Annotated in this window: 13 protein-coding genes; 7 read left to right on the top strand and 6 right to left on the bottom strand. The window is 65.3% G+C overall.

Translation table 11 applies throughout. The annotated features are described in order from the left end of the window. Positions 1 to 140 precede the first annotated feature (140 nt). Together ACVINW_RS05080 and ACVINW_RS05075 are read right to left on the bottom strand one after the other, a co-directional pair. The gene (locus ACVINW_RS05080) at positions 141 to 1,526 is read right to left on the bottom strand and encodes an ABC transporter substrate-binding protein (RefSeq protein WP_456750292.1); all 1,386 of its coding nucleotides are present in this window, start codon (positions 1,524 to 1,526) and stop codon (positions 141 to 143) included. 159 nt (positions 1,527 to 1,685) lie between these two features. Beyond that, entirely contained in the window at positions 1,686 to 3,650 is a 1,965-nt protein-coding gene (locus ACVINW_RS05075) for an AsmA family protein (protein ID WP_456750291.1), read from the bottom strand. 244 nt (positions 3,651 to 3,894) lie between these two features. Here ACVINW_RS05075 and ACVINW_RS05070 point away from each other — a divergent pair, with 244 nt between their 5' ends. From ACVINW_RS05070 to ACVINW_RS05040, 7 genes are all read left to right on the top strand, one after another. Beyond that, positions 3,895 to 4,602 carry a CoA transferase subunit A gene (locus ACVINW_RS05070; RefSeq protein WP_076861290.1) on the top strand — a complete coding sequence of 236 codons (708 nt, stop codon included), beginning with the start codon at positions 3,895 to 3,897 and terminating at the stop codon, positions 4,600 to 4,602. Between the two features lie 24 nt (positions 4,603 to 4,626). Further along, positions 4,627 to 5,277 (top strand): 3-oxoacid CoA-transferase subunit B, encoded by a 651-nt coding sequence (locus ACVINW_RS05065; RefSeq protein ID WP_106330010.1) that lies wholly within the window; start codon positions 4,627 to 4,629, stop codon positions 5,275 to 5,277. A gap of 265 nt (positions 5,278 to 5,542) precedes the next feature. Then, entirely contained in the window at positions 5,543 to 6,733 is a 1,191-nt protein-coding gene (locus ACVINW_RS05060; RefSeq protein ID WP_456756300.1) for a GlxA family transcriptional regulator, read from the top strand. A gap of 102 nt (positions 6,734 to 6,835) precedes the next feature. After that, on the top strand, positions 6,836 to 7,363 hold the full coding sequence (locus ACVINW_RS05055) for a tautomerase family protein (protein WP_456750290.1): 528 nt from the start codon (positions 6,836 to 6,838) through the stop codon (positions 7,361 to 7,363). A 13-nt stretch (positions 7,364 to 7,376) separates the two neighbouring features. Then, entirely contained in the window at positions 7,377 to 7,598 is a 222-nt protein-coding gene (locus ACVINW_RS05050) for a hypothetical protein (protein WP_456750289.1), read from the top strand. Positions 7,599 to 8,001: 403 nt separating this feature from the next. Next, on the top strand, positions 8,002 to 9,705 hold the full coding sequence (locus ACVINW_RS05045) for a vWA domain-containing protein (RefSeq protein WP_456750288.1): 1,704 nt from the start codon (positions 8,002 to 8,004) through the stop codon (positions 9,703 to 9,705). A gap of 221 nt (positions 9,706 to 9,926) precedes the next feature. Continuing rightward, positions 9,927 to 10,412: a Crp/Fnr family transcriptional regulator gene (locus tag ACVINW_RS05040; protein WP_456750287.1), complete on the top strand. Its 486-nt coding sequence runs from the start codon at positions 9,927 to 9,929 to the stop codon at positions 10,410 to 10,412. Here the strand turns inward: ACVINW_RS05040 and ACVINW_RS05035 are convergent. From ACVINW_RS05035 to ACVINW_RS05020, 4 genes are all read right to left on the bottom strand, one after another. Continuing rightward, a complete protein-coding gene (locus ACVINW_RS05035; protein WP_456750286.1) occupies positions 10,351 to 11,178 on the bottom strand; it encodes a metallophosphoesterase family protein in 828 nt (275 codons plus the stop codon). The two genes, ACVINW_RS05040 and ACVINW_RS05035, sit on opposite strands and share 62 nt — an antisense overlap. Before the next feature lie 276 nt (positions 11,179 to 11,454). Continuing rightward, complete coding sequence (rnk, locus tag ACVINW_RS05030) at positions 11,455 to 11,874, bottom strand: nucleoside diphosphate kinase regulator (RefSeq protein ID WP_456750285.1); 420 nt, start codon at positions 11,872 to 11,874, stop codon at positions 11,455 to 11,457. 282 nt (positions 11,875 to 12,156) lie between these two features. Continuing rightward, entirely contained in the window at positions 12,157 to 12,687 is a 531-nt protein-coding gene (locus ACVINW_RS05025) for a chromate transporter (protein WP_456750284.1), read from the bottom strand. After that, the gene (locus ACVINW_RS05020; protein ID WP_456750283.1) at positions 12,684 to 13,250 is read right to left on the bottom strand and encodes a chromate transporter; all 567 of its coding nucleotides are present in this window, start codon (positions 13,248 to 13,250) and stop codon (positions 12,684 to 12,686) included. The genes ACVINW_RS05025 and ACVINW_RS05020 overlap by 4 nt, the downstream gene beginning before the upstream one ends. Between the last annotated feature and the right edge of the window lie 57 nt (positions 13,251 to 13,307).

The raw sequence follows: 13,307 nt of genomic DNA, 5'->3' as shown, positions 1-13,307 counted from the left end.
GACCCATAACCACAGGTCCCGGCCGTTGCGCGAAAGCCGTCCACCAGCTTACTCCAAAACGACCGCCGCGGCGTATGGGTCCCGGCCTTCGCCGGGACGACGCGGAGCAAGTTCGGCAGTGCCGGTCATCGTCTACATTATCACCCCGCCACCTGCTTGATGCGGGCGATCAGTTCGTCGACGGCCTTGTCCACCGGCACCTTCTCGCTGACGACGCGGTTCATGGCCTTGGCCCAGACGTTCTCGTTGTTCAGGATGGTGAACTTCCAGTTCTTGGTGAAGTCGAACGGCGCGGTGCCGCCGGTGAACTGATTCCACACCGCCTTGCGATGCCGGTCGGCCTGCCAGAACGGGCTGGCCTGGCTCGCCTTGGTCACCGGGAACCAGCGGCCGAGCGCGCCCTCGACATAGGGCCGCACATTGTCTTCCTGCATCAGGAAGGCGATGAACTGCTTGCCTTCCGCCTTGTTCTTGGCATTGGCGAAGATCAGCCCGGTCTTGACGTCGGAGCGGTACTTGATGGTCGAGCCGTCCGGCGCCTTCGGGAAGGACGCCGTGATGATGTCCTGCTCATAGGCCTGCTTGCCGGCGGCGCGCTGCGCGTCGGTCAGCGCCGGATTGGTGGAATCCTCGAACCACTTCGCCGCGATCGAGATCGTGAAATTGTGCGTCATCACGATCGTCTTGTTGTGGAAGGCGACGTTGTTGTCCGGATCCTTCCAGGTCGTCGAGGAGGGCGGCGTGCAGCCCTTGATGTAGGTGTCGGTGTAGTCCTTCAGCGCGTGGATCAGGCCGTCGCGCACCTTGGGATCGTCGACCAGAAGCTTGCCGTCGTCGTCGACCAGCTTGACGTGGTAGGCGTCCATGAAGGTGTAGAACGACTGGAACGAGTCGGTGGATTCCACGCCCATCGGCTGGCCGACGCCGTAGATGCGCTGGCCGGTGGCCTTGCGGATCGCCGGCTGCACCTTGTCGCACCAGAACGACCAGTAGTCCTCCCACTTGGTCGGGATGTCGGCGGCCTTGAAGCCGGCCTTCTCCAGCATGTCGCCCCAGATCTGGACGTGCATGCTCTGCTGCTTGAGCGGGAAGCCGTAATAGGACTTCTTCTTGGTGACGTCGTTGTAGAGCAGCGCCGCTTCCAGCGTGTTCGGCGCGAAGGCATCCTTCATCGGCAGCATGATGTCGGAGAGGTCCTCGAGCTTGCCCTCATAAGCCCACTTGCCCTGCGCCTGCACATCGTAGGTGTCGGAATAGGCGACGTCGGGCACGGTGCCGGAATCCAGCGCAGCGACCGTCTTCGGGATCATGTCCTGGATCGCGTATTGCGACAATTCGACCTTGATGCCGGTCTTGGCTTCGAATTTCTTGATCGTCTCGAGCAGCGCGTCGTCTTCGGATTTGTAAAATCCCTTGCCCCACCAGACGGTGATCGTCTTGCCCTGCGCCAAAGCGGGCGCAGTTGCCGCGAACAGGCCAACCGCAGCGACCGCCAGTGATAGCGCACCGATAACCTTGGATCTCACGTTGTTCTCCCTCATGAGGCCGGCTTTTTAACCGGTTGGAGAAAACACTAGCGCATGCCCGTGACCCGATAAAGATGCCGCATCGACGACTTCTGTAGGGGTGCGCGGCGGGCGCGTGGATCAGTCCCGCGGCATCGATGCGGAAAGTGGATGGATCGGTCAGTTCGATTTGGCATTCTCGGCCGATGCCGCCGGTGCGCTGCCGGATGCGCCGGCCGCTGCATCGGGCGCCGCCGCGGGCCGCGCGGCGCCGCCGGTGAAGCGCTCGATCACCGAGCGCACCGCGTCGCGGGTCTTGCGATCCTTCACCGCGTCGAGCAGCGGGGCCGATGCCGGCGAGCGGCGGATCAGGCTTTCCGGATCGGGGAAAATCAAGGGATCATCCCACGGACCCTGGATCACGAACGGCAGGTCGAACGCGGTGCCGCCGGCCGACGCCGAGGTCAGGCTGGCGACGCCCTTGAGATCGTATTCGCGCGACGGCACCGAGGCGGTGCCGGTCAGCGTGATCTTCGCCGCCGGGCTCACGACATGGATATCGTCGGCGGTGGCGACGCCGTCGGCGAATTTCACGGATATGCTGAGATTGTCATAGGGCGTCGAGCCGGAGCGGAAATTGCCGCCGCCGGACAGCGGCCGCTTCTCCAGCCGCCGCAGCAGCTGCTCGACATTGAAGCCCGCGATCGCGCCGTCGTGCCCGTTCAGCGTGGCGGTCCCATCCAGCGATGACGCGAGCCCGAACGGGCTCGAGCCCGAGGCCGTCAGCGAGACGTTGAGGTTGCCGCGGCCGGAGAGCTTGTTGATGCCGAACAATTCGCCGGCGCAGGCCTGCAGATCGACATCGGTGAACTGGAATTGTGCCCTGACGTCGGCGACCGCATCCGAGCGCGCGATCGCGAACGAGCCCTTGGCGATGCCGCCATACATCTGCGCCTCGCCGACGCTGAGCGCGAGCGCGCCGCCGCGCAGATTGGCGCCGAACGCGGTGCGGCCGAGCTTGGACGGGCCGACCGTCACCTTGGCGGCCGACAGCCGCATGTCGAGATCGGTCGACGACAGCGAGGACAGGTCGAATAATTGCCGGTTCCAGTCGCGCTGGCCGCTGGCCAAAAGGCGGAACGTCGAGATGTAGGGCGTGAAGTCGAGATTGCCGGCGGCAAGCGTCGCCTGCAAGGTCTGCCGGCCGTTATTGGCGTAGGTCATCACGCCCTCGGCGACATTGCCGTCGAGCTCGACATTGACATTGGTGAGCGCGACCGAGCCGCCGACCACATTGGCGCGGGCCTTCAGCGCGAAGCGGCCGAAGCCGCCACCGCCGCCGGGCGGCGCCTGTCCCATCCAGCGCAACGCATTGCGCAGCGACGGGCTATCCATGGTGGCGGTGCCTTCCATCATCAGGCTGGTGCGGTTGGCGACGGTTCCGTCGAATGCAACCTTGAGCGGCGCGCTACTGAGCCGGGCCTTGAGGCCGGAGCGGTCGCCCGACAGCAGCGCGACGAAATCGCTGGCGCTGATCGAGCCGTCGACGCGCTCGCCGCGCCAGTCGAACTGGCCGGTCGCGGCAAAGGAGCGCGAGATCGACGGCCAGGCCAGCGACAGGTCGATGTCGCCGAGCTTCTCGGAGATGCGGTTGGTGCCGTCCTCGTAATTCAGCTCGCCGTCCTGGATCCGGATCTCGGAGAACGACACCTGGTTCTCGGCGCCGGGCGTCATCGCCTTGGCGATGGTCTCGACGAACGGCGTCCAGTTGCTCTCGCCGGCGCCGTCGCGGACCACATGGATATGCGGGCGGAGCATCATGACGTCGGCGATTTCGAACCGCCGCAGCAACAGCGGCAGCAGGCGCAGATTGGCGGTCAGCACGTCGACCTGCAAAGCCGGGTCGGTGGTCGCGGCGCCCTTCAGCCCGACATTGTGGAAGGAGACATAGCTGCCCGGAAATACCGACACGTCGATCGGGCCGTTGACGACGAGTTCGAGCCCGGTCACCGCGCGGATCTGCGCTTCCACCGCGCGCTGCAGCGCGTCCCGGTTGAGGAACCATGACGTTCCGACCAGGCCGATGACCGCCAGGCCGAAAAGCGCCGCGATCGGCATCCCCAGGCGCTTAATTCCTTGGGCCATCGTCAATGACATATCCGGGTCGGGTTGAGGTCTGTCGGGTCGTCGTCGAACACAGCGGGCTCTCGCCGGAGGCCCCTGCCAACCCCCGCAACTTGAAGGGTTTTCTTGACGCTTTCAAGGCCATGTTGCCGCCCGAGGCCGCCGCCCGTCGCCGCACCGGGGCCTGATTGACGCATTGCGAAGATTTCGCCTAATAATCCGCATTGCCACAGCCGTTCCGCGCCCTCCATCAGGTATTCGCTGCATGAACAAAGTTTATCCCGACGCCAAATCGGCACTCGATGGTCTCCTCAAGGACGGCATCATGATCATGTCGGGAGGCTTCGGCCTTTGCGGCATCGCCGAGACCCTGTCGGACGCGATCCGCGATTCCGGCGTCAAGGGCCTCACGGTCGTTTCCAACAATGCCGGCGTCGACGGCATCGGCCTCAGCCGGCTGCTGGAGACCCGCCAGATCAAGAAGATGATCTCGTCCTATGTCGGCGAGAACAAGTTGTTCGCCCAGCAATATCTCGCCGGCGAGCTCGAGCTCGAGTTCAACCCGCAGGGCACGCTGGCCGAGCGCATCCGCGCCGGCGGCGCCGGCATCCCGGCCTTCTACACCAAGACGGGCGTCGGCACGCTGATCGCCGAAGGCAAGGAAGTGAAGGAATTCGACGGCGAGAAGTACATCATGGAGCGCGGCCTGTTCGCCGACGTCGCCATCGTCCACGCCTGGAAGGGCGACACCGCCGGCAACCTGGTCTACCGCAAGACCGCGCGCAATTTTAATCCGATGATGGCGACCGCCGCGAAGGTCACCGTCGCCGAGGTCGAGCATCTGGTGCCGGCCGGCGAGATCGACCCGGACCACATCCACACCCCCGGCATCTTCGTCAAGCGCATCATCGAGGTCGGCACGGCCAAGAAGCGGATCGAGTTCCGCAACACCCGTCCGCGACCCGCCGCCTAATTCATCCCTCTTCAGGAGAGCCTCATGGCCTGGACCCGTGAACAGATGGCCGCCCGCGCCGCCAAGGAGCTGCGCGACGGCTATTACGTCAATCTCGGCATCGGCATCCCGACGCTGGTCTCGAACTACATCCCCGCGGGCATCGACGTCAGCCTGCAGAGCGAGAACGGCATGCTCGGCATGGGCCCGTTCCCCTATGAGGACGAGGTCGACGCCGACCTGATCAATGCCGGCAAGCAGACCGTCAGCGAATTGCCCTCGACCAGCTATTTCTCCTCGGCCGAGTCCTTCGGCATGGTGCGCGGCGGCCATATCGATCTGTCGATCCTCGGCGCCATGCAGGTGGCGCAGAACGGCGACCTCGCCAACTGGATGATCCCCGGCAAGATGGTGAAGGGCATGGGCGGCGCGATGGATCTCGTCGCCGGCGTCAAGCGCGTCGTCGTGGTGATGGAGCATTCCGCCAAGGACGGTCCCAAGCTGCTCAAGCAGTGCAATCTGCCGCTGACCGGCGAGCGCGTGGTCGACATGGTCGTCACCGATCTCGCGGTGTTCACCATCGACAAGCACGGCAAGGACGGCATGGCGCTGATCGAGCTCGCCGACGGCGTCACGCTCGACGAGGTCAAGGCCAAGACCGAGGCGGAATTCCGCGTCGCGCTGAAGAACACCTGAGATGATCGCTGCGGGACGATCCCAGATCCGTCCCGCACGATCCGACGATGCCGGCTTCGAGGCGCTGACCGGCATGCCGGGTTTTCGCAGATTTGCGCGGATGATTTGAGTGGCGTCATACGGCGACCACACAAGCCGCTGTCGTCCCTGCGAAAACAGGGACCCATAACCACGAATGGTTATTGTTGTTCGACCTTGAACGACGAGTCTCGCCCACGACATCCGCCGCGGAGTATGGGTCCCTGCTTTCGCAGGGACGACGGTGATGATGCCTCTCGACTCATCGCCTCACAGCACACGCGGCGACCATAGATATCGCTTTCGCAAGGACGACGATGAGGATGGTTCGCTATGGGTGCGATCCATGCCGCAGGCCTTGCTCCGCCTGCGCCGCGATGGCAGGATTACCCCAATCTGTGCAGGATCGGACACGGCCATGCCGCTCATCCGGATTTGGGTCTACGACGGCATCCTCGCTTCGGGTGTTGCGGGTATCGTCGACGTGTTCACCGCCGCCAATTCGGTGACGGCGAGGCGGCCCCAGCGCGCCAGCGGCAAGCCGTCACAGCTGCGGTGGCGCGTCGAATCGCTGACTGGCCGGCCGGTCGAGACCGCGTCCGGCCAGGTCGTCGGTGTCGATGGAGCGATCAGCGCGCGATCTGCGGCGGATGCGGTGGTGATTCCCGGGCCGTTCGTCGGTGATATCGAGCGGTTCTTCGAGCGGCTCGATGCGGTCGAGCCGCTGCTCGCCGCGCTGCGGCGGCAACATGAGCGCGGCACGTTGCTCGCATCGTATTGCACCGGCAGCTTCATCCTCGCCGAGGCCGGCCTGCTCGACGGCAGGGTCGCCACTACCCATTGGGCGAAAGGGCGCACCTTCGCGATGCGCTATCCGGCGGTGGATCTGCGCGTCGCCGAGATTCTCACCGAGCAGAACCGGATTGTCTGCTCGGGCGCGGTGACCACTTCGCTCAATCTCGCGCTGCGGCTGGTCGAGACATTCACCGGCGCCGACGTGGCGACCGAGACCGGCAAGTTGATGCTGATCGACGGCAATCGTGTTTCGCAGGCATCTTATGCCAGCCGCACGCACGACACGCAGCACTGCGACGCACTGGTGGCGCGGGCGCAAAGCCTGATGGAGAAGTCGCTGCAACAGGGCTTCAGTCTCGCCAAGCTGGCCCGTGACCTTTCAGTCAGCGAGCGCACCTTGAACCGCCGCTTCAAGCTCGCGGTCGGCGAGGCCCCGCTGCAATATCTGCAGGCGCTGCGGGTCGACGTGGCCAAACGCCTGATCGAATCCCGACGGCTGAAGCTTGACGCGGTCAGCGCGCGCGTCGGCTACAACGATCTGTCGACCTTTCGCCGCCTGTTCAAGCGCGAAACCGGCCTTTCGCCGCGCGAATACCAGCGCCGGTTTGCGCGAGCCGCCGCGCGCACGGCACGAGCCGCCTGACGACGCCATGTCCGAATCTGCCCCAAGATTGGCGATACTGCCACTGCTGCGGGAGGCGTCCTGCGCATAGACCTCGTTCTGGCAACAACAGGAGGTCTCTAAATGCCGATGATCGACGTGACAATTCCCGAAGGAGCCCTGAGCCCGGACGCCGAAGCGCGGCTCATCAAGGAACTCGGCGATATCCTGATCGGTCACGAAGGGTTCGATCCGGCCAACAGGATTGCGCAAAGCGTCACCGTTGTCTTCCTGCATCGGCCAGCCGCAGTTTATGTCGCGGGCCAACGCTCGCCATCGCCGCGCTACCGGATCGTGCCGACCGTGCCGGAAGGCCAATACACCGAAGCCTCGCGCGCGGCTCTGGTGAAGGACGTGACCGATGCGGTGGTGCGGGCTGATGGCGGTTCGTTCGAGGATGTCGCGGCGCAGGTGTGGGTGTTTCCGACCGAGGTGCCGGATGGCCAGTGGGGCAGCCGTGGCGTGATCCGTCCCCTGCCGGACATCCAGGCCTTCATTGCAGGCGAGCACGAGCGCAAGGTCGGCGAGGCGCGGCTCGCGCGACGGCGGCGCGTCAAGGCGCTCGAATTGCTGGCGGGCGCGCTCGACGCCGCACGCAGGGGCGTCGAGTGAAGCGGGCGCAGCCGTGACAATCGATCCGCATTTCCGGCTCGCGGCGATCCAGGCCGCCGCGGTGCCGTTCGATCGCGAGGCGTCGGTGGAGAAGGCCTGCCGTCTGATCAGCGAGGTGGCGCCATGGGGCCACGATTACCGCCTTCGGCGAGACCTGGCTGCCCGGCAATCCGTTCTTCTGTCATGCGATGCGCAGATCGCGCGGATGAGGGCCGCGATCAACGAGAAGGTCTAGGCGGAGACGGCGGCGCGTGACGGCGCTTCGTCATGCAAAAAAGTGCGCCAGGCCAATGCATGGCAGCGTGCAAACCTGCGTCATCTGTGATCGCACTCACATCAGCAGCCGAGACCACAGCAGCCCTGGAAGCGATTTATTTGTCGTCGGCGTGTCGCGTCAGGCCAAACGCTTGTCGCAATAGTCCAAGTGTTCGGGGGCAAGTTGCGGCAAGAGAAGGTGTTCTGGCGTTTGGCTGCGTGCACATCGCAAGTGTGTCACATCAGCAATCCGGCCAACAAAAAACAAAATCGAGATCGAAGCAGGGCGCGGCTGCGGCAGGGCACGTGTGGTCTCGCGACACGCGTCGCGCGGTCGCAGTCGTCTTTGCCCTCCGATTGTCTCCATCATCGAGGATCGTTCCGTGATTAAGCTCTTTCGCCGCTCGTTCGTTGCCGGCCTGCTGTCGCTTGGCCTGGCGTTGCTGTCATCTCATGGCGTTCGGGCAGAAGCCCAGGCGCAGGGCACCGACACCATTCTCGTGCTCGATGCATCCGGCTCGATGTGGGGCCAGGTCGATGGGCAGAGCAAGATCTCCGCGGCAAGGCAGGCGGTCGATGCCATCCTGTCAAAATGGAATCCGGCCGATCGTCTCGGCGTGATGGTCTATGGCCATCGCTCGAAGGGCGACTGCAAGGACATCGAGCTGATGGTGCCGGTCAGCAAGTTCGATCCCACACGGATCAAGGCCGCGGTCGACGGCATCAACCCGAAGGGCCGGACGCCGATTGCGGATTCGCTGCGCGCCGCCGCCGAGGCGCTGCATTCGACCGAGAACAAGGCCAACGTGATCCTGGTCTCCGACGGCATCGAGACCTGCGCGCCGGATCCGTGCGGCGCCGCGGCCGAATTGAAGAAGGCCGGCATCGGCTTCACCGCCCATGTCATCGGCCTCGATGTCGCCGATCCCGCGGCCAGGAGCCAACTGCAATGCATCGCGCGCGCGACCGGCGGCGTTTATCTCGATGCCGGCAATGCCGCAAGCCTGACCGGCGCCTTGACCAAGGCAGTGGCGGCGACGCAAGGCAGCAAGGTCGCAAGCGAGGCGCCGGCGAAACCGGTGGTGGCCGATCCCTATCTCGGCAAGAACATCCGCGGCGTGGCGCGGCTCGCCGAAGGGCTCGATCCGATCAGCGACGAGGACGTCAACTGGGGTATCTACAAGCGTGCCGGCGACGAGAAGGGCGAGCATGTCAACACCTTCTACGGTGCGCCGTTCGCCGACAACATCGCGCCCGGCGACTACCTCGTCGAGGTCAGCTATCGGCAGCTCAAGCGCGAGTTTCCGCTTCTGGTCGAGAAGGGCAAGCCGGCCGTGCTCGACGTCATCCTCAACGCCGGCTACGTCACCAGCGAAGGCGCGGTGGCCGGCGGTGCGGGCAAGGTCGATGACGTGGTCTGGCAGGTCTCCGACAACGGCGGCACGCTGGTCGCGCAGGAATACGACGCGGTGCCGCGCTTCGTGCTGGCCGCGGGCAATTACACGCTGACCCTGACCAAGGGACAGTCGAAGACCAGCAAGCCGTTCTCGGTCGCCGCCGGTGATGCGAGCAACGTCCAGCTCACGCTCGACGTCGGCAAGCTGATCGTGACCTCGACCTATGCCGAGGGCGGTCCCAAGGTCGAGAAGGACATCGTGGTCGCGGTCTATCAGCCGGCCAAGGCCGACGGCGACGAGGGCGAGAAGGTCGCGCAGGGATACGATGCCGAATCCAGGTTCGATCTGCCGAGCGGCAGCTACGACGTGACGGCTGTGGTCGGCGAGGCCAAGGGCACGGTGCGCGCGGAGGTGAAGTCCGGCGCGCCGACCCGGATCAACGTCAACCTCAACGCCGGCGTGGTCGGGGTCAAGACCGACGGCGCGCAGGAGATCGATATCCTCGGCGCCGAGCGCGACCTCAATGACGAGCGCAAGCGCGTCTCGGTGAGCTATGATCCGGCCACCAACGTCGCGCTCCCCGCCGGCGACTATGTCGCCGTCGCCGTCTATGCCGACGGCCAGAAAGTCGAGAAGCCCTTCTCGATCACCGCCGGCAAGCGCCAGACGGTGGAGATCAAGCAGCCGTAGGCAATGCGACGTCGCGGTGGCGTGAGGTGAGCACGCCGTACGGCTCCCTCCCCCGCATCCGCCTTCGCCAAGAGGCTTCGGCGGACAAGAGGGGGAGGGAACCCACCCGCCGGTGCGTCCCTTACATCCGCACCTGCCGACAATTTGAGCAGATCGCCCAGCTAATCCGTTTCATCTCCGCGGCATCTCTGCCTAGTCTGGCTGACACGGAGGCGAACAGCATGCGCGCGATCCTTGATCACTGCACCGGCGGCAGCAAGCGCAGCCTGCCGGCCGGCACGGATTTCGTCGAGGAGGGTGGCAAGACCGGGCACCTGTTCGTGCTGCTCGAGGGCAAGGTGGAAGTCATGAAGGGCGACAGCCTGGTCGCCGTGATCGATGAGCCCGGCGCGGTGTTCGGTGAGATGAGTGTGCTGCTCGATCGGCCGCACAGCGCGAAGGTGCGCACGGCATCCGACTGCGTGTTGTATGAATTCGACGATGCGGCGTCGTTCCTGCGCGAGCAGCCGGCGGTGGCGCTGTTGATCGCGCAGCTGTTGGCGCAGCGGCTTCACGTCGCGACGACCTATCTGGCCGACCTGATGCACCAATATGCCGACCACGGCACCCATCTGGCGATGGTCGGCGAGGTGCTGCAAAGCATGATCAACCTGCCGCCGATGCAGGTCGCGCCAGGCTCGGATCGGCAATCCGATCCAAGGATATGAGCCAGTCCGGCGCCTCGCGCACCGGCTCTGCCGGCCGTGACAACGGCGCCTTGAGATCGACGATCTGCGCGTCGCCGGCGGCGTGCCAGAAGGCTTTCTCCTGCGCGAGATCGAGCACGATGTAGACCGGCGGCCGGCCGGGCTGCAGGCCGGTGTTGAACACCCAGGTCGGGCCGATCCGGTCGAACCACGAGCCGCTTGGAATGAACGGCGATTGATGGACGTGGCCCGAGATCACCATCGCCGGATGGTGGCGCTCGATCCAGTGCAGCAACTCGACATCGCCGAAGAAGCGCTTGCCGCCCCAGCTGATCGGCGAATCCGCCGGCGGGGCATGATGGACCCAGACCCAGCGTCCGTGCGGCATCGCCGCTGCCGCACGCAGCTGCTCGTCGATCCGCGCCTTGACCATCGGGCCGTCCCACCACGGGCACACCGTGAACAGCGTGTCGCCGATGGTCAGATTGTCGCCGTCGCAGGCGACGCCGAACTCCCTGATGCCGGCGATCCAGCGCGCGATCTTCTCGCCATCCGCGCCGCGCTCGTCCAGATCATGATTGCCCGAGCAGAAGATCACGCGCGTCAGACCGGCGAGCCGCGACAGATATTTCGTGACGACGACGATCTGGGCCCGGTAGTCCACCGCCGAACCGAGATTGAGCGCATCGCCGGCGAAAATCACGAGATCGAATTGCGGCGCCGCCGCCAGCAGCCAGTCGAACTGCGGCAACGAGTAGTGCAAATCGGCGACGACGAGACAGCGCATCCGCCGGATCCAGTGCCCGGAATGCGGGCGGTCCACATGGAAATGAATTATTCAAACAATCCGAATAGTAGCAAGATCTATGCCGCGTCACGCGGAAGAGGCGCGACAGATTCTCGCAGTGTCCTGCAAGACGTTCGCGTGCTTGCTTGCACACCAAATGAGGTGAGCACGCTGCGCGGGCTCACCCCCCCCCTTGCGGGCCCTCAAGGCCGGAGGCAGCCTTGCCTCCGGTGGCTTCCTTACAGTGGTCGCACCCTCATGGTGAGATCGTGCCGGCTACCTTTCGTGCCCCACCGCCAGAATAGTCACCGCACGCGTCTGATGGCTTGGCGTCTGGAAATCGATGGTCTGGCCGACCGACAGTCCGATCAGTGCGGCGCCGACCGGCGTCAGCACCGAGATGCGGCGGAGCGCGATGTCGGCTTCGTGCGGATAGACGAGCACGACCTCCCGGACGTCGCCGGTCTCGTCGTCGCGGTAGCGCACGCGCGAGCCCATGCGGACCACGTCACGCAGGTCGGCATCGTCGGCGACGAGCTGGGCGCGGTCGGTCTCGCGCGCGAGGAACTGGGCGACGCGGGGAAACACCGCCATGCTGGAATCGGCCAGCGCGCTGAGGCGATGCGCCTCGCTCGCGGTGATCACGATCGGCGGCAACGCCGCGGCGGCAAAATTGGTCTGAATGAGTCGGGTCATGTCGATTTGACCTTGATCGGAGACGCACCAACGCCGGCGCGAATGTCACACGCGACGCAACGGGCTGAAATGATTTTGGATGACGCTTAAAGGGAATCCGGACGGCGCGCGATCGCCGGCCGGCTAATTGCCTGCGTGCAGACGTCCGGCGCGCAAACCGAGGCGCGCAATGCGGGTGTCGATGCTCAGCATGTCGATCATGGCGCCATCAACATAACCGCTGTTCACGTCGCATCCATTGCGGCGAAAGCGCGCACGCGCCATTGCGGCAAGCGGCCGTGATCAGGGCTGGCCGATGCCGGTGAGGCCGAGTATCGCACCAGCGGCGAGCGCGATCAGCGGATGGATGCGCGTCGTCGTGGTGGCGACCGCGACGCCGGCCGCGATCACGATGGTGCCCCAGTTCGAGGTCGAGCTATGGGTGATGATGATGGCGCTGGCGGTGACGAGGCCGGCTGTCACCGGCACCAGCCCGGCCTGCACGGTGCGGCGCCAGGGCCGGTCCTTGAACCGTTCCCAGAGCTGGAGCGCGAAGCCGGTGACCAGCGATGACGGCCCGAACTTGGCGAGCGAGGTCACCAGCACGCCCGAGAAGCCCGCGACATGCCAGCCGACCAGCGGGACCACCATCATGTTCGGCCCGGGCGCGGCCTGCGCCAGCGCGAACAGCGCGCCGAATTCCTGCGCCGTCATCCAGTGATGGATGTCGACCACCTGGCGCTGCATCTCCGGCAGGATGGTGTTGCCGCCGCCAAAGGCGAGCAGTGAGAGTTCGGCGAAGATCAGCGCGAGCGTGACGAGGGTTGCGGTCATGACGCCTGCCTCGACCGGAGGACGATGCTGAGCGGCGCGAGCGTCAGCAGCGTCGGCAGCAGCGGCAGCCGAAACACCGCGATCGCCAGCACGCAGAGCGCGCCGATGAGGAGACCGAGCACATCGCGCCGCAACGGCCAGGCGATCTTGATCGCGGTAGATATCAGAAGGCCGGCTGCTGCGGCGGCGAGGCCGCCGAACAAATGACGGACGACCGGGTCGTCGGCGAAGCGGCCATAGATCACGCCGAGCCCGATCACGACCGCGGTCGGCACCGCGATCAGGCCGAGGATTGCTGCGAAGGCGCCGGGGATGCCGCGAAACTTCAGCCCGACCGCGACCGACATGTTGATGATGTTGCCGCCGGGCAGGAACTGGCAGAGCCCGAGCAGGTCGGTGAACTCGGCACCGGTGAGCCAGCCGCGCTTCTCCACCATCATGTGGCGCGCCAACGGCAGCACGCCGCCGAAGCCGGTCAGTCCGAGGATGAAGAAGCCCGTGAACAACTCGCCGACATCGGGCGCGACATGCTTGGTGGTCGGCGCGGCGGGTATGGCGTCCATCAGCGGGGCGGCTCCGGTTCGTTGGTTGTTGAGCCGACTTTAGTTGGCTGCGTGCCA

This window comes from Bradyrhizobium sp. USDA 4461 (assembly GCF_054055655.1).
This window is presented reverse-complemented; position numbering and strand designations above follow the sequence as displayed.